This is a genomic window from Mycobacterium sp. SA01, assembly GCF_041287105.1.
Classification (GTDB): domain Bacteria; phylum Actinomycetota; class Actinomycetes; order Mycobacteriales; family Mycobacteriaceae; genus Mycobacterium.
Genome location: NZ_JBGGNO010000018.1, coordinates 231,507 through 247,881 on the forward strand (window position 1 = coordinate 231,507; position 16,375 = coordinate 247,881).

Genomic DNA, 16,375 nt, shown 5'->3' on the forward strand with positions numbered 1-16,375 from the left:
TGTTCATCAAAGCCGCACGGCTGGGAACCGCCGCGTTCGTCCTGGGGATCTCGTTGGGTGGGCCACACCTTGGGGTTGCCGCAGCCGATTCGACGGGGACAGACCCGTCCGCCGCGCCGGCGGCAGCCCAATCCAAGCCCGCAGGGGCCCGCTCCGGCCGCACAGCCGACCGGCCGATCCCCAGGTACCCCACCGGGCGGCCACAGCCCGGAACCAAAGCCCCGACAACAGCTTTACTCGACCCCGCATCCGGTGCGCCATCGGGACCGGACCTGCCGGGCGCATCCCGACGCAGAGCGGAGCGGACCTCGACGCCGCGGGGCACCGCCGTGGCGCCGGCATCCGTTCCGATGTCGACCTCTCCGGCTCACGGCACACAAGGTGGGTCGGCCCGCCCCGCCCCGGGGGACACCTCCGCCGCGGAGCCCGCCACCCCGCCGGCCCGCCTGGCCGGCCCGACCGCGGCATCGATACTCGGCACCGACTGCGCGGTCTGTTGGGGTGCCGCGGCCCCCTCGATCGCCCAGGGGATCACCGCCGCGGTCAACCATGTGTTCAACTCCGCATTCACCTGGTTGTCCACGTTCGGCCCGAATCCGATTTCCGATCTCGTCGCCGGAGCGCTGGTGTTGATCCGACGCACGTTGTTCCTGGTGCCCGAGGGTGTCACCGCCAGCCAGGTCGGCACCGCGCTGACCGTCGCCGTGAACACCGGCAGCGCGGTCTACCTGCGGCAGACCGGCTCCACCCTGCAGATATCGGGCGACCCGTCATTTGTGCGCGCGACGACGTTCACCACCACGCCGAATACGACTGTGACAGTGACCAATCCCGGCAATGCGGGTTGCGCCGGCCTGGTTCTGACATCCGGAAAGGTGCTCGCCAGCCTGCAGACGTCCCAAATCGACTCGATCCGTTTCGATTCCACCGGTTCTGTGGACGGTGCCGTCAGCGCGTCGGTCGCTCCAGGCGACACGCTCGTGCTGCGTGGCGCCATTCGCAGCGATCACGCCGTGAGCATCCACGGATCCGTGGTCCTCGCCGACGACGTGTCCATCGATGCGGGCGACGGTGATGTCTTGTTCGCCGGAACGGTCGACGCCGCGCAAGCGGGTAAGCAATCGCTGACGGTGACGGCGTTGGGCACGACCACATTTGGTGCCGCAGTCGGCGGTCAGGCCCCGCTGGCCAGTTTGCTCACCCAGGGCATCGCCGCGCTGGTCATTCCGCAGTCGACCCAAACCGCGACCGTGCCGCTGCACTATCTGCCGGAGTTCAGCACAACCGGCCAGGCACAGGTCAAATACGGGATCGACGTCGCAATCGGCGACAACCCCTCGCAGATGTACGAATTCGACACCGGCGGAGTGGCGTTCTTCGCCGGTTACAACTCCGCATTCTGGAAAGACGTACCGTTGACCGCCACTCCGGTTTCGGAGACGTATTCCTCCGGGAACTACTTCGACGGGGTCGTCGCCGATACCCGCATCACGATCGGCACGGGCACGCAGACGGTGTCCACCGGCCAGCCCATCCAGCTTGCCGCGATCCTCAACGGTGGAAACACCAACAAGGACACCACATTCGACTTCGCCAATCCCGACGCACCACCGGTCGAAGACCATTTCTTCGGCGACTTCGGCGCCTCCTTCGACACACTGATGGTTCCCGGCCTCGGCAGCGCGTTGGCGAATCCGCTGCTTCAGCTTCCCGGAAATCTGTCCAGTGGCTTCCTGGTGCAGTTGGGCCCCATCGGGATTGCGCCGCAGTTGACCGTCGGGGTCACCGACGCGTTGCGGGACCAGTTCCCGTATGCAGTGCCCGTCACCCCGCAACCCGGCGGTGGAACGTATCCGGTATCCGGCTACCCGGTGTTGAGCTGGTTCGGCTTCTCCCCCAGCTACAGCGCTCAACAAGGCGACCAGCCGGCACAGCAGATCGGCGTCAATTCCACGCTTCCGTCCCTCATCGACAGCGGTGCGCCGTCGACGGGCATCCGCACGCAGGGGCAGGGCGGGGATCCCTACAACGACAGCGGCCAATTACAGCGGGGGACAACCTTCATCGCGGACTTTCCGACCGCCATGGGCCGACCGCCGCTGAGATGGACGTTCGTCGCGGGCGACAACGGGTCGGTGAACCTGGTCAACTATCAACAGGGCGAGCCAGGTGGCATTCAGAATGTCAACACGGGTCTGAATCTGTACAACCAATATGACGTCATGTTCGACGTCGCCGACCAGATCATCTGGTTGCGACCGACCGGCGGGCAGTCGACGGTGACGCTGAAGTCGGTGACCACGACGGGATCGCAAACCTATCGCCAGAACGCAAACCTGTCCGGCAACTACAGCACCGGCAACGGCGATTTCTCCGTCGCCGGTGTGACGACCGTGCTCGGCGACACCCATGTACAGGCCGGCAACGGTGACGTCAGGTTCTCCGGGACCGTCGACGCCGGCACCGGCGCCGAATCTCTTGCTCTCGACTCGGAAGGGACAACCACATTCGCGCGGGAGGTTGGCAGCCGACAACCACTGGCCGCATTGACGACGGACGCCGGCGGGTCGACCAGTACCGCGTCGGTGACGACCACAGGCAGCCAGGTCTATGCCGATGCGGTGTCCCTCAACGGCGGCTATTCGGTGTCGAGCGGATCGTTCTCGGTCGGCGGGGCCACCACGCTGGCCGGACCCACCAGCATCACCGGCGGTGACATCACCTTCAACGGACGCATCGACGCCAACGCCGGCAGCGGCTACCAGCTGAGCCTCACCCCCGGTGACGGCAAGACGGCCACCCTCAACGGCGATGTGGGTGTGACCAACCCACTGGGTGGGTTGACAGTGACAGCGACCGCCGGCGGCTCCGCCACCGTCACAGCACCGGGTTATGTTGCCCTGGCGGGCAACCTCGGCTTCTCGGCCGACAAAGGTCTCTCGGTCGGCAAGGGCGTCACGGCTGCATTCACCGGTGGCGGTCTGATCCTGGGGTTCACCGACAGCGGCGTCGTGATCGGACAAGCCACCGGTTCGGTAATCCGCGATTTCGCAATCAGCGGCAACGGCGGCAACGGTATTCAGATCGACGGCGCACAGGGCACCGTGGTCGAGGACAACGTCGTCCTCGACAACGGCAGTGACGGCGTGCTCGTCAGTGCGGGCAGCGGCAACCAAATCCTGTCGAACTCCATCTTCGGCAACGGTGGCACCGGGGGCGTCGGGATCCATCTCGAGGCCGGCGCGAACAACAACCAGCCGCCGCCCGATGTGCACTCGGCGACCCTGAACGCGGGAAGCCTGACGGTGTCGTTCACCGTTGCTCCGCCCGACTCTGGCGAGTACACCGTCCAGATCTTCTACTCGCCCGCCGGCACGGCCATCCCCGTACAGGGCCAACAGCTGTTGCAGACGCTGTCCGCTGTGCACGGATCGAACACCGTCAGTATCCCGGCGCCGGCCAACGTCACCGCCGGTGGCTACATCACCATGACCGCCACCAGTTCCGAAGGTGACACGTCGGAGTTCTCCGTCAATGCGCAGATTCCCGCGTGAACACGCAGATCCGCCGACCGTGGAGAGCCGGGCCCGCCGCGTCGTAAAGTCGAATCATGACCGTCGACGTGACCGTGTTGCGGGTGTTCACCGATGAAGCCGGCAATTTCGGCAATCCGCTGGGCGTGGTGGACGCGGCAACCGTGCCGGCCGGTGACCGCCAGCGCATTGCGACCGAATTAGGTTACAGCGAAACCATATTCATCGACCTGCCGGCTGACGGGTCAACCACCGCGCACGCCCGCATCTTCACTCCGGCCACGGAATTGCCATTCGCCGGGCACCCCACCGTGGGCGCGGCCTGGTGGCTGCGGGAGCGCGGCACGCCGATTCACACCCTTCAGGTTCCGGCCGGCATCGTCGGGGTCGCCTACGACGACGAGCGCACGGTGATCCGGGTTCGGGCCGAGTGGTCGCCGGAGTTCGCCATTCATGACCTGGACTCGGTGGACGAACTGCTGGCCGCCGACCCGGACGACTACTCCGACGACGCGGAGCATTACCTGTGGGCGTGGCTGGATCGCGACGGCGGGCACATCCGGTCGCGGATGTTCGCCGCCGATCTCGGAGTGCCCGAGGACGAGGCCACCGGATCCGCGGCGGCACGGGTGACCGATTACCTGAGCCGCGACCTGACGATCACCCAGGGCAAGGGATCGCAGATCTTCACGACGTGGGACGCGCAAGGGTGGGTGCTGATTGCCGGCAGAGTGGTCAGCGACGGTGTGCGACAGCTCGATTGAGCTCAGCCGGAGGTGCCGACGGCCCGGTGGGCGCGCAGCGCCTCGATCTCACGCTCGAAGTCCTCGGCTGAGCTGAACGAGCGGTACACCGACGCGAATCGCAGATAGGCGACCTCGTCGAGTTCACGTAGCGGGCCCAGGATGGCGAGTCCGACCTCGTGGCTGGGGATCTCGGGCGAGCCGGCCGCCCGCACGGTGTCCTCCACTTGCTGGGCCAACAGATTGAGCGCGTCGTCATCGACATCGCGGCCCTGGCAGGCCCGGCGAACGCCACTGACGACCTTTTCCCGGCTGAACGGCTCGGTGACGCCGCTGCGCTTCACCACCGCCAGCACCGCGGTCTCCACAGTGGTGAACCGCCGGCCGCACTCCGGACAGGAGCGGCGACGCCGGATGGCCTGGCCCTCGTCGGTCTCGCGGGAATCGACAACACGGGAGTCCGGGTTGCGGCAGAACGGACAGTGCATGACCGCTCCTTCGCTCAGTGGCCCGATACGTCGAACCACTGAGAGCCTACCTGCGCCGTCCGCGGGAGCGGCTGCGGCCAACACGGCCGTCAGCCGATCGGCGCGATCAGCGTCTGCCCGGCGTCCAGCGACGCCGACTCGAGCTTGTTCAAATCGCGGATGCGTTGCACCACCTGTCCGGCGGGCGCATCCGGCGCGACCCGTCCGGCCAGCTGCTGCAGCGTCTCCCCTGCCTGAACCTGGACGACGGCGAGCTGGTCCGGCATCTGCTCGGTGGCCGCGGGCGCGGCGCTGAAGTGGCCGACCATACCGAGCCAGAGGGTGATCAATGCGGCCACTCCCGCCAGCGCGATCGTGACCGCAGTGCTGACCGGCCTGCGGGTGTGCGGTGCTCGGGAGACCGCGACCCCCGTGCCCCGGTACCGCATCGGCGTGATGGCCGGCCGTGCCGGGTGCGGCCGGTGGGCACGAACGCCGGCCGGACGGCGCCGAGCAGGAGAAACAGGCGCGCCGGCCGTCCGCCGGTACACCGGTGCCGAGATGTAAACCTGTCGATCATCGATGACTGTCACGTCCGTGTCCTTCCTTCAGGGCCGCCCCGGTTCGCTCTTGTGTTCGAAATATACTCGATCATCCGTTCGAAAACCGAACATGTGAGCGAGCGTGTTCGAAGAATAAATCCGACCACCGACAAGTTCTGCTCCGCCGGCCACCGAGAACACCGAATCGCGACACGGTCGAACAAATGTTTGAATTTTGACGCGGGCCCGGCTAGATTCGGCCCTATGAGCGAGCGCAGTGAGACATCCGGGCTGACCGAGCGGCAGCGCACCATCCTCGACGTGATCCGCGCCTCCGTCACCAGCCGCGGCTATCCCCCCAGCATCCGTGAGATCGGCGACGCCGTCGGCCTCACATCCACGTCATCGGTGGCTCACCAGCTGCGCACCCTGGAGCGCAAGGGCTATCTACGCCGCGATGCCAACCGGCCGCGTGCGGTGGACGTGCGCGGAGCCGACGACGCGGTGAGCCACGTGCGCACCGAGGTTGCCGGTTCGGACGCGCTCCCCGAACCGACGTTCGTGCCGGTGCTCGGACGCATCGCCGCCGGCGGCCCGATCCTCGCCGAGGAAGCCGTCGAGGACGTGTTCCCGCTACCGCGCGAGTTGGTCGGCGACGGGTCGCTGTTCCTGCTCAAGGTCGTCGGTGAGTCCATGATCGACGCGGCGATCTGCGACGGCGACTGGGTCGTGGTCCGTCAGCAGAACGTCGCCGACAACGGCGACATCGTCGCGGCGATGATCGACGGCGAGGCAACGGTGAAGACGTTCAAGCGCACCAGCGGCCAGGTGTGGCTGATGCCGCACAACCCGGCGTTCGACCCCATTCCCGGTAACGACGCCGCGATCCTCGGCAAGGTCGTGACCGTTCTCCGCAAGGTCTAGCGGACCGGGGCGAAAGCCTCACTCCGCCTTGTGGAAACCATTCGCCTGCGCGAGTTCCTCACTGGCGAACCACACTTCGGGCACGGTGTGGTCGTACAGCGCCGAGTCCGGGGTGTAGTACAGCCCCGAATGTGTGTTGGCCTTGACCACATAGCCCTCGGGAGCCTGATACGGATCCGAGAGCGGAAGGTGGATCGCCGGACGATGGGCTGCCGCTTCGGCGTGCACGTCGGACTGCAGGACTTCCGCCGGCTGCGTGGAGTCTTCCTCGATGTCGACGACGTCGGACTCGACGATCTCCTCCGGTGCCGGCTCGGGCTCCAGTGGGGGCTCGGGCTCGGGCTCGGCAGCGCGCCGACGCCGCGGCGTGCCGAGCTCTCCCATGTCGAGCCGCCACATCGATTGCGACTCCCCGAGATTCACCGCCGCATGGCGGCCTGAATCGCTCGACTCGTCGTCCTCGATCTCCTCGACCTCGGCGTACTCGAGTTCCGCCGGCACCTCGTCGGCTTCGTCTGCCTCGTACCCGCCGGTTTCGGCGGCCTCGGCGGGGATGCGGGTCGGCGTGGTGTCGATGGAGTCCTCGTCGCCGTCGAATACGTCCTCGGATCCGGGTTGCGACTTCTCGTCTTCGGTGGGCGCCCAGCCGAACCCCGGCGCGGCGGCGACCTGCGGAACGCCGCCGTCGGGGTAGGTCGAGAAGCGCGACGCGGCCGCGGCATCAGCCTCGCCGGTGACCTCACTGGGCCAATGATCGTCGTCGTAGTCCGAGTCGTCGAAGTCGTCGTCGATCTCCTCGCCACCGCTGCGGCGGCGCTGCAGCCACAGCACGCCCAGGCCGATCACGGCCAGCAGCAACAGGACCGGGACGATGATCAGCAGCCACCACCAGTGGAAGGTGAAACCGTTGCCGGACTTGCTGCCCGCCTGGCCGGCCTGCGGCCCGGCGGCCGGAACCTGAACACCGGACAGCGAACCGGCGAGTTCCGGCGGTTTGGTCGTGAACGTGTTGCTGGCCTTGTTCCAGGAGATCTCGCCGCCGCTGAACTTCTGTGTCACGGTGTCGCCGTTGACGCTCTGCTCGCCGGTCGGTACACCGAGCTTGCCGGTGGCACCGCCCAGCTTGGTCCAGGCGGCGTTGATCGCACCGCGCACCACGATGGCACCGTTGTCGGGAGTCCAGAAGATCACCGGTTTATCGGCGGCGCTGAAAGCGCTGACCCGGCTGTTGGGCGCGCCGCCGTCCGCTTCGGTTCCGGTCGGCAGTCCCAGGTCTCCGGTCGGGCCGCCCTGCGCCTCGTACTTGGCCAGGATCGCGCCCGTGACCGCATGCGCGCCGGTGGCCGGGGAGTAGAAGATCTTGCCGCCCGCGTAATCCTGCGCGGCGCCGTCGGTGCCGATCGCCTGCTGCGGTCCTTGGCGGGCGCCGAGCGGTCCCGCGAGCCCCCCTGCGGCCCGCCACGCCTGGTTGATCGCGGTCGTCGCGTCGCTGGGCACCTCGACGCCGGCCAAGTTGGCCGCGAGCTCGGGTGGCACGGTGGTGAACGTCTTCGCGGCGGTGTCGTAGGAGATCTCGCCGCCGGTGAACTTCTGGCTGATCACCGTACCGTCGAAGGTCTCTTCCCCGGTGGGGACGCCCATCGTGCCCGCCGAGCCGCCGAGCTTGTCCCACGCGGCGTTGATCGCGCCGCGTACCACCCACGCGCCGGTGGCCGGTGTCCAGAAAATGGCCGGCTTGTCGCTGGCACTGAACGTGCTGACCTGGCTGTCCGGCCCAACCAGACCCGCGACCGCGTCGATGGTCGGGAATCCGAGGTCGCTGTCGGCTGCACCGCCGAGCGCCTCGTACTTGTCCAGGACGGCCCCGAAGAGCAGGTGGGCGCCGGTGGCCGGGGTGAAGAAGATCTTGCCGCCGCTGAAGTTCTGGGCGAATCCGTCGCCGACGGCGTAGACGTCGCCGTCCTTGGTGCCCACCGGAGAACCATCGCCGCCAGCGGTCTCCCACGCCTGATTGATGGCGTCGCTCGCGTCGGTTTCGGGGCTCGCGATCGCCCCGGGCGCCCACAGCAGCGCGGCCGCAGCCGTCGCCAAGACGCCGAGCGCCATCCGCCCGACGCCTCTACTGAGACGACTTCCAAGCCTGGTCATGCACTCTCCCCGCAGTGTCGGTCAAGATGCTTCCCCTCATCCTCCGTGTCAACTGTGCTTCAGCACCTCACGACACGCGGCGTTTCTACGAGATAACCGACGCGTTGACGGGGGAAAACACCCTAAATCCCCAGGACAAACCGGGGCGCATCACCAGCGCCCGCCGCTTCGGCAGCCGAGTGACGGGGAACCAAAACCGCAGTTCAGCCCCGCTTGCGGGGTCAGACGCCCAGGCTGCGTCCGATGATCTCCTTCATGATCTCGGTGGTGCCGCCGTAGATCGTCTGAACGCGGGCGTCCAGGTAGGCCTTGGCCACCGGATATTCGCGCATGTAGCCGTAGCCGCCGTGCAACTGCAGGCAGCGGTCGACGAGGTGGACCTGCTTCTCGGCCGCGTACCACTTGGCCATCGAGGCCTGCTCGGCGGTCAGCTTGCCGTCGAGGTGCAACCGGATGAACTCGTCGACCATGATGCGGACCGCGGTCGCTTCGGTGGCCAGCTCGGCCAGCAGGAAGCGGCTGTTCTGCTGGCTGCCGATCGGCTTGCCGAACGCCTTGCGCTCCTTGGTGTACTGCAGGGTCTGCTCGAGGACGCTCTCCATGGCGGCAGCCGCCATCACCGCGATGTTCAGGCGCTCCTGCGGCAGGTTCTGCATCAAGTAGATGAAGCCCTGGCCCTCCTCGCCGAGCAGGTTCTCGACCGGGACCTTGACATCGGTGAAGGACAGTTCGGCCGTGTCCTGCGCATCCAGGCCGATCTTGTCCAGGTGGCGGCCACGCTCGAAGCCCTCCATGCCGCGCTCGACGACCAGCAGCGAGAAGCCCAGCGCGCCCTTCTCGGGATCGGTCTGGGCCACCACGATCACCAGATCGGAGTTGATGCCGTTGGTGATGAACGTCTTCGAGCCGTTGAGCACGTAGTGATCACCCTGCTTGACCGCGCGGGTTTTGATGCCCTGCAGGTCGCTGCCGGTGCCGGGCTCGGTCATGGCGATCGCGGTGATGTACTCGCCGCTGCAGAACTTGGGCAGCCAGCGCTGCTTCTGCTCCTCGGTGGTCAGTTCCAGCAGGTATGGCGCGACGACGTCGTTGTGCAGGCCGAATCCGAGGCCGCTGTAGCGGGCCGCCGCGGTCTCCTCGGTCAGAATGACGTTGTAGCGGAAGTCCGCATTGCCGCCGCCGCCGAACTCCTCCGGCACGGCCATGCCGAGGAAGCCCTGCTTGCCGGCCTCCAGCCAGACCCCGCGATCGACGATCTTGTCCCTCTCCCACTGGTCGTGGAAAGGCGCCACGTGCCGCTCGAGGAACGACCGGTAGGCCTCGCGGAACAGTTCGTGCTCGGGCTCGAACAAGGTCCGCTCGTACTTGACGGTTGCGTTCTTCTCGACAGCCATGACTTCCCTCCGGACGGCGCTGTGGGTTTGTAGACGAGGATAACCAACCGGATGGTTGGTCGTCACGGTGGCCCTGCGTGGCAACCGGCGGATTCGCCAAAGTCACTGGTGGAAGCGCCGCCACTTAGACTCCTGGGGTGCCCGACGCCCGCAGCAGCCTCGCCCACTGGGGAGCGTTTCGCGCCGACGTCGCCGACGGCGACATCATCGCGGTCACCCCGTTTCCCGGCGATACCGACCCGTCTCCCCTGCTCGGCAACCTGCCCGGGTCGCTACGACATTCCTCGCGCATCGCCACACCCGCCGTCCGCCGCGGCTGGTTGCGCGACGGGCCCGGGCCGAGCAGCGCCCGCGGCGCCGACGAGTTCGTCGCACTGGACTGGGAGGAGCTGACGGAGCTCCTCGCCGGCGAACTTCGCCGGGTGGTCGACACCTACGGCAACCAGGCGATCTACGGCGGATCCTACGGCTGGGCCAGCGCGGGCCGGTTCCACCACGCCCAGAGCCAGGTGCATCGATTCCTGAAGATACTTGGCGGATATACATTTTCGCGGCACTCGTACAGCCTGGGAGCCACCGGCGTCATCATGCCGCGGGTGGTCGGCACCCACGACGACCTGTTCAAGCGGTCCACCGAATGGAACGTCATCGTCGAGCACACCGATCTGCTGGTCTGCTTCGGCGGCGTGAACCTGAAGAACACCGGCATCAACCACGGCGGCACCACCGGGCACCCGGCCCGCGACGCGCTGCACCGATTCCGGGCCAATGGCGGCACGATCGTCTCGATCAGCCCGCTGCGCAGCGACGTCGACGGCGAGTGCGAGTGGCTGCCCGCCGTCCCCGGAACCGACGTGGCGATCATGCTGGCCCTTGCCTACGTGCTGGCCACGAAGGACCTCGCCGACCGCGAGTTCCTGGACACCTACTGCACCGGCTACGAGCAGTTCGAGCGGTATCTGCTCGGCACCGAGGACGGCGTGCCGAAATCGCCGCAGTGGGCCGCCGGGATCTGCGGCATCGACGCCGCGGTCCTCACCGACCTGGCCACGACGATGGCCGGACGGCGCACGATCGTCACCGTCAGCTGGTCACTGCAGCGCGTCCGGCACGGCGAGCAGGCGCCGTGGATGGGGTTGACACTGGCGGCCATGCTCGGCCAAATCGGCCTTCCCGGAGGCGGATTCGGCCACGGGTACGGCTCGATGAACGAACCCGGCCTGCCGCCGCTGCGGCATCGGCTGCCGTCGCTGCCGCAGGGGGTCAACCCGGTCCGGACGTTCATCCCGGTCGCGGCGATCAGCGACATGCTGCTGCACCCCGGTGAGACGTTCACCTACAACGGCCGCACTCTGACCTATCCCGACATCAAATGCGTGTACTGGGCCGGTGGCAATCCCTTTCACCATCACCAGAACCTGCCGCGGCTGCGTCGGGCGCTGGGCCGCGTCGACACCGTGGTGGTGCACGAGCCCTACTGGACCGCGATGGCACGGCACGCCGACATCGTCGTCCCGTCCACCACCGCGTTCGAGCGTGACGACTATTCCGGGTCCCGAAACGACCCCCTGTTGGTGGCGATGCCCGCGCTGGCGGAGCCTTTCGCGCAGTCCCGCGACGACTACACCACGTTCGCCGCGCTCGCCGAGCGGCTGGGCTTCGCCGAGCAGTTCACCGAAGGCCGCACCGCCCGGCAATGGCTCGAGCACATGTACGAAAAGTGGTCCGCAGAAATCGATTTCGCGGTCCCCGACTTCGACCAGTTCTGGGCCGACGGCGTCCTGCGGCTTCCGGTCGAGACCGGGCTGACCCTGCTGGCCGACTTCCGCGCCGACCCGCGGCGGCACGCGTTAGCCACCCCGAGCGGCAAGATCGAGATCTTCTCCGACGACATCGCGGGCTTCGACTATCCGGACTGCGCCGGGCACCCCCGCTGGTATGAACCCATCGAGTGGTTGGGCGGCGAACGCGCCCAACGCTTTCCGCTTCACCTGATCGCCAACCAGCCCGCGACCCGGCTGCACGGCCAGCTCGACGGCGGTGCGGTCAGCCAGAACGCGAAAGTTCAGGGCCGCGAACCGATCCGGATGCATCCGTCCGACGCCGCGCAGCGCGCCCTGTCCGGCGGCGAGGTGGTGCGGGTGTTCAACGACCGCGGATCGTGCCTGGCCGGAGTTGTCCTCGACGAGGGGCTGCGGCCGCAGGTGGTGCAGCTGTCGACCGGAGCGTGGTACGACCCGCTGGATCCCTCGGACCCGGACTCGATGTGCGTGCACGGCAATCCCAACGTGCTGACCGACGACGTCGGCACCTCGTCGCTGGCCCAAGGCTGCACCGGCGCCGCCGTGCTGGTGCAGGTGGAGAAGTTCGACGGCCCGCTGCCGCCGGTACGGGCGCACCACCCCCCGGAGATCCGATAGCCAGGGTCGTGACCGTCACCGAGCGGGGACGTGAACCCGCCGTCAGTCTCCGGGACATGAGCCGCTACCGCGGTGTCAGCTTCTGTCCACCCTCGGCGGAGAGCTGCACGACATGGAACAGCGCCTGACGCGTCGCGATTGGCTACGCTCGCACCGAGGCAAGGCGCGGTGTCCTCAAGAACGGGCGGCTTCATGGATCGGATGGCGATTGCAGTGGCGGTACTCGCCGCGATCGTCTGTGGCCTCGGGGTGGCCGCGCTGCTCGCCCGGTCCCGTCGACGGCGGGCGCGCTTCGATGCGTTGCTCGGCGAGCGTGGCTGGATGCGGTTGCGCAACGGCGACTCGACGACCGTGCGACCCGGGCACGGCGATTGGGAGGTCCGCACCTCGCGCTCCTTCGCCGCGCAGCAATCCCCGTCGTCCACCCATATCGTCGTGAGCACGTGGTCGTCGGCGTGGCCGAGCCATCCCGAGGGCGCACTGCTCGCCGGGCCTTCACCGCCAGGTCCACTGCGCGACATGGCGATCGGGCTGATCGGTTCCATGGCCGGTCCGGCACGCGGCTGGCTGGGGTTGACCCGGTTCGGCGACGGCGCCCGGCTGAGGCCGCTCAGCTCGGCCGACCCGCGGCTGTTGGTGTTCGTGACGGCCGACCGCGATGGCCCCGAACTCACCGCTGTCGCCGATGCCGTCTGTGCCTGGTGCGCACGTCACGGTGATGAACGCGATCAGCCGGCGGTGACCCTGGACACCGACGGCGTCACCGTGCGGGTGCGTAGCGACGCCACGCGCGCACCCGAGTGCCTGCAGGACTTCGTCGAGCTCGGTCTCGCCTGCCGTATCGCACTCGGAGACCTCCGTCGATGAACCTGGTCGCGGCGTGGCTGGCCATCGCGGCCGCCACCGCTGCGCTGTCCTCCCGCTGGCGCGACAAGGCGCTGCGTCTGTGCGTGGTGGCCATCGGATCAGCGGTGGCGCTGGCCGTCACATTCTTGCTTACCGGTCCAACCGTCACGGCGATCTTCGAACGGGCGGCGAAGACCTTCGGGGGCACGGTGATCGTCACTATTCTGTCGGTCGCCGTTGTCGTGGTGGTGCTCCCCCGCCTGCGAAGCCGCGCCGACAGATGGGCGGCGGCCACCCTGTGCGCAGTGTTGGCGGCGGCTTTCACCGCGGTCGCCATGATGTTGTGGCGCATCGCCGACGACGGACTGCAGTTCGCGACACTGCCTGAGATCCGCACCGGCGAGGGCATCCTGGACTGGCGCAACAGCGCGCCCCGCCACCGGATCTACGGGGTACTCGTCGAAGGCCGCCTCGGCGAGCGAACGCCCGGCCAACGCCGCGACATGAGCACCCTGCTGGCGTCGTACCAGTGCGAGAACATCGGGCCTCCCGCACCGTCACGGATACAGCCGTGGCTGCCATCGTCGTTCACCCTGCACCTCGCCGACGATTCCCAGGCCTGGGCGCAGGGCATCAGCTCGGTGCGGCAGGCCTGGGGCTGGCCGGCCAGCGGCTACCGGGTAGAAGAATGCGGACTGCGCGCGGGCGATCCGGTGGTGTTCTGGGGGCAGCCGGGGGCAACCCACACCACCGGAAGCGACAAGCAGGCCCCCGCGGTGAACGAGACCGCTGTGCTTGCCTACGGTGACATCGCCGCCTTCCGCGCCAGCTTCGGCCCCGGCGCCGAGCGCACCGGCCGAGCCACGCTCGCATTGGCCGTCGCCAATGGTGTGCTGGCGGCGGCGATCATGGTTGTCGGCGCGCGCCATTTCATCCGGCTTCGGCGCGACGGTACCGGCGACCCGCCCCGGATCACCTGATCGTTCACGCGTCAGTACACCCGATCCGCGGTCACGTCGCGTATTCCCGCAAGCCTGCGGCCAGCGCGGCGGGCACCCGGGCTTTCAGGCGGGGGCCCGCTTCGGTGTGCTCGACAGCATCGACGTGGCCGTCGCTGTGCAGCCGCGCGACCAGATCGCCCCGGTCGTACGGGATCGTCACGTCGACGGTGATCTCCCGCGGCTCGACGAGCTCACCCAGCCGGGCGCGCAGACGCGGCAATCCCTCACCGGTGTGCGCCGAGACGAAGACCGCACCGGGCAGCGCGCGACGCAGCTGAGCCAGCATCAAATCGTCGGCCGCGTCGATCTTGTTGACCACCAACAACTCCGGGGCCGGCGGCGCGTGGTGGTCGTTCTGCACTTCGCGGATGACCTGACGGACAGCCTCGATCTGCGCCAGCGGATTGCTGTCGGAGCCGTCGACCACGTGCACCAGCAGGTCGGCGTCGACCACTTCTTCCAGCGTGGAGCGGAACGCCTCGACCAGCTGGGTGGGCAGGTGCCGGACGAAACCGACCGTGTCGGTCAGCACGAACGGTCGTCCGTCGTCGAATTCGCCTCGGCGAGTGGTCGGTTCGAGGGTGGCGAACAATGCGTTCTGCACCAGGACACCGGCGCCGGTCAGCGCGTTGAGAAGACTGGACTTGCCTGCGTTGGTGTAGCCGACGATCGCGATCGACGCGGTGTCGCTGTGCAACCGCCGGCTGCGCTGCGTGTCGCGGATCTGTTTCATGTCCTTGATCTCGCGGCGCAGCTTCGACATCCGTTCGCGGATCCGGCGCCGGTCGGTTTCGATCTTGGTCTCACCGGGGCCGCGGGTACCCACGCCGCCGCCGCTGCCGCCTGCGCCGCCGCCCTGGCGGGACATCGATTCACCCCAGCCACGCAGCCGCGGCAGCATGTACTCCATCTGGGCATACGCCACCTGCGCCTTGCCTTCCCGGCTGGTGGCGTGCTGAGCGAAGATGTCCAGGATCAGCGCGGTCCGGTCGATGACCTTGACCTTGACCACTTTCTCCAGCGCGTTGAGCTGCGCGGGACTGAGCTCGCCGTCGCAGATCACGGTGTCGGCGCCGGTCGCGATCACGACCTCGCGCAGCTCCTGAGCCTTGCCGGAGCCGATGTAGGTGGAGGGGTCGGGCTTGTCACGGCGCTGGATGAGCCCTTCGAGCACCTCGGAACCGGCCGTTTCGGCCAGCGCGGCCAGTTCGGCCAGGCTGGCCTCGGAGTCGGCGGCGCTGCCTTCGGTCCACACCCCCACCAGGACGACCCGTTCCAACCGAAGCTGGCGGTACTCGACCTCGGAGATGTCGGTGAGTTCGGTGGACAGCCCGGCTACCCGTTTGAGGGCAGCGCGGTCTTCGAGCGCGAGTTCGCCGACGCTGGGGTCGGGCGCGTCAGCTTTTGTCATAGGCGTTTCTGTCATATGCGGTAATCGATGGTGCCACGGGTGTCCAACGTCGTGCACCTGAATAACGTGCCGTCAGAGTTGGGCCGCCCACCAGTCGTCGGCGAGTTCGCCGTGCGCGACGAGGACCGACGGGCCCCGCAGCGAGCTGGAGGTGTGGGTGACCTCGACGGTGACCTCCCCGCCGGGGATGCGGACACGCAGCGTGCCGGTGGACAGATTGAGGTGGGCCAGGGCCGCGACCGCGGCGGCGACCGTTCCGGTTCCGCAGGAGCGCGTTTCGCCGACACCACGTTCGTGTACCCGCATGCTGACGGCGCCATCGCGGGCGATGGTCAGGACCTCGACGTTGACGCCGTCCGGGAACTGCCCGTGGTCGAACACCACCGGCGCGGCGACGTCGAGGTCGGCCAGCGCTTGTTCGGTGAGACCGGGATCCAGGCAGGCCAGGTGCGGGTTCCCGACGTCGACGCCGACTCCGGTGAAGTGCCTGCCGCCGACGGTGGCGGTGCCGGTCCCGAGCAGGTTGACCTTGCCCATGTCGACGGTGACCTCGGCTGTCAGAGCATCGGCGTGATGCACGACCACGGGGCGCGGTCCGGCCAGGGTGCCGACCACGAACTCGTCGCGTTGCTCCAGGCCACTGGCCCGCAGGTAGTGCGCGAACACCCGAACACCGTTGCCGCACATCTGGGCGATCGAGCCGTCGGCGTTGCGGTAGTCCATGTACCAGTCGCCGCTGTCCACTCCTTCGGGCAGCCGGTCCAGCACACCGGCATCGACGGCCGCCGCGCCGGTGGTGACCCGCAGCACGCCGTCGGCGCCGAGCCCTCGGCGCCGATCGCACAGCGCGGCCACGGCGGCGGGCGCCAGCTGCAGCTGCGCGGGCAGGTCGGGCAGCAGCACGAAGTCGTTCTCGGTCCCGTGCCCCTTCGAGAAGATCATGCGA

12 protein-coding genes are annotated in these 16,375 nt (G+C 68.0%); 6 read left to right on the forward strand and 6 right to left on the reverse strand.

All coding sequences use genetic code 11. The features are described from left to right. Positions 1 to 350 precede the first annotated feature (350 nt). Both AB4879_RS14115 and AB4879_RS14120 read left to right on the forward strand, forming a co-directional pair. Positions 351 to 3,554, forward strand: coding sequence for a right-handed parallel beta-helix repeat-containing protein (locus AB4879_RS14115; protein ID WP_370508075.1), 3,204 nt, complete (start codon positions 351 to 353; stop codon positions 3,552 to 3,554). A gap of 56 nt (positions 3,555 to 3,610) precedes the next feature. Then, entirely contained in the window at positions 3,611 to 4,297 is a 687-nt protein-coding gene (locus tag AB4879_RS14120; protein WP_370508076.1) for a PhzF family phenazine biosynthesis protein, read from the forward strand. 2 nt (positions 4,298 to 4,299) lie between these two features. On the opposite strand, the gene nrdR is transcribed toward AB4879_RS14120, so the two are convergent. Together nrdR and AB4879_RS14130 are read right to left on the reverse strand one after the other, a co-directional pair. Beyond that, a complete protein-coding gene (gene nrdR, locus AB4879_RS14125) occupies positions 4,300 to 4,764 on the reverse strand; it encodes a transcriptional regulator NrdR (protein ID WP_370508077.1) in 465 nt (154 codons plus the stop codon). An 89-nt stretch (positions 4,765 to 4,853) separates the two neighbouring features. Continuing rightward, positions 4,854 to 5,336 carry a LysM peptidoglycan-binding domain-containing protein gene (locus AB4879_RS14130; protein ID WP_102806566.1) on the reverse strand — a complete coding sequence of 161 codons (483 nt, stop codon included), beginning with the start codon at positions 5,334 to 5,336 and terminating at the stop codon, positions 4,854 to 4,856. A gap of 213 nt (positions 5,337 to 5,549) precedes the next feature. On the opposite strand from AB4879_RS14130, the gene lexA reads away from it, so the two are divergent. Continuing rightward, a complete protein-coding gene (gene lexA, locus AB4879_RS14135) occupies positions 5,550 to 6,209 on the forward strand; it encodes a transcriptional repressor LexA (protein WP_102806565.1) in 660 nt (219 codons plus the stop codon). Positions 6,210 to 6,227: 18 nt separating this feature from the next. Here the strand turns inward: lexA and AB4879_RS14140 are convergent, their stop codons facing one another. Then, positions 6,228 to 8,357: an LGFP repeat-containing protein gene (locus tag AB4879_RS14140; RefSeq protein WP_370508078.1), complete on the reverse strand. Its 2,130-nt coding sequence runs from the start codon at positions 8,355 to 8,357 to the stop codon at positions 6,228 to 6,230. A 221-nt stretch (positions 8,358 to 8,578) separates the two neighbouring features. Continuing rightward, positions 8,579 to 9,751 (reverse strand): acyl-CoA dehydrogenase family protein, encoded by a 1,173-nt coding sequence (locus AB4879_RS14145; RefSeq protein WP_370508079.1) that lies wholly within the window; start codon positions 9,749 to 9,751, stop codon positions 8,579 to 8,581. A 137-nt stretch (positions 9,752 to 9,888) separates the two neighbouring features. Between AB4879_RS14145 and AB4879_RS14150 the strand changes: the two genes are divergently transcribed. The 3 genes from AB4879_RS14150 to AB4879_RS14160 all read left to right on the forward strand — a co-directional run bounded on the left by AB4879_RS14150 (position 9,889) and on the right by AB4879_RS14160 (position 13,997). Further along, the gene (locus tag AB4879_RS14150; RefSeq protein ID WP_370508080.1) at positions 9,889 to 12,171 is read left to right on the forward strand and encodes a molybdopterin-dependent oxidoreductase; all 2,283 of its coding nucleotides are present in this window, start codon (positions 9,889 to 9,891) and stop codon (positions 12,169 to 12,171) included. A gap of 201 nt (positions 12,172 to 12,372) precedes the next feature. Beyond that, entirely contained in the window at positions 12,373 to 13,038 is a 666-nt protein-coding gene (locus AB4879_RS14155; protein ID WP_370508081.1) for a hypothetical protein, read from the forward strand. Beyond that, positions 13,035 to 13,997, forward strand: a complete 963-nt coding sequence (locus AB4879_RS14160) for a hypothetical protein (RefSeq protein ID WP_370508082.1) — start codon at positions 13,035 to 13,037, stop codon at positions 13,995 to 13,997. Before AB4879_RS14155 ends, AB4879_RS14160 begins: the two co-directional genes overlap by 4 nt. A gap of 31 nt (positions 13,998 to 14,028) precedes the next feature. On the opposite strand, the gene hflX is transcribed toward AB4879_RS14160, so the two are convergent. Together hflX and dapF are read right to left on the reverse strand one after the other, a co-directional pair. Then, positions 14,029 to 15,429 carry a GTPase HflX gene (gene hflX / locus AB4879_RS14165; RefSeq protein ID WP_370508083.1) on the reverse strand — a complete coding sequence of 467 codons (1,401 nt, stop codon included), beginning with the start codon at positions 15,427 to 15,429 and terminating at the stop codon, positions 14,029 to 14,031. Positions 15,430 to 15,501: 72 nt separating this feature from the next. After that, positions 15,502 to 16,371 carry a diaminopimelate epimerase gene (gene dapF, locus AB4879_RS14170; protein WP_370508084.1) on the reverse strand — a complete coding sequence of 290 codons (870 nt, stop codon included), beginning with the start codon at positions 16,369 to 16,371 and terminating at the stop codon, positions 15,502 to 15,504. Positions 16,372 to 16,375 lie beyond the last annotated feature (4 nt).

Bases quoted from the DNA above. Each gene is read 5' to 3' on its own strand.
- AB4879_RS14115 (WP_370508075.1), top strand. From the start codon at position 351: ATGTCGACCTCTCCGGCTCACGGCACACAAGGTGGGTCGGCCCGCCCC.
- AB4879_RS14120 (WP_370508076.1), top strand. From the start codon at position 3,611: ATGACCGTCGACGTGACCGTGTTGCGGGTGTTCACCGATGAAGCCGGC.
- nrdR (WP_370508077.1), bottom strand. From the start codon at position 4,764: ATGCACTGTCCGTTCTGCCGCAACCCGGACTCCCGTGTTGTCGATTCC.
- lexA (WP_102806565.1), top strand. From the start codon at position 5,550: ATGAGCGAGCGCAGTGAGACATCCGGGCTGACCGAGCGGCAGCGCACC.
- AB4879_RS14140 (WP_370508078.1), bottom strand. From the start codon at position 8,357: ATGACCAGGCTTGGAAGTCGTCTCAGTAGAGGCGTCGGGCGGATGGCG.
- AB4879_RS14145 (WP_370508079.1), bottom strand. From the start codon at position 9,751: ATGGCTGTCGAGAAGAACGCAACCGTCAAGTACGAGCGGACCTTGTTC.
- AB4879_RS14155 (WP_370508081.1), top strand. From the start codon at position 12,373: ATGGCGATTGCAGTGGCGGTACTCGCCGCGATCGTCTGTGGCCTCGGG.
- AB4879_RS14160 (WP_370508082.1), top strand. From the start codon at position 13,035: ATGAACCTGGTCGCGGCGTGGCTGGCCATCGCGGCCGCCACCGCTGCG.
- hflX (WP_370508083.1), bottom strand. From the start codon at position 15,429: ATGACAAAAGCTGACGCGCCCGACCCCAGCGTCGGCGAACTCGCGCTC.
- dapF (WP_370508084.1), bottom strand. From the start codon at position 16,371: ATGATCTTCTCGAAGGGGCACGGGACCGAGAACGACTTCGTGCTGCTG.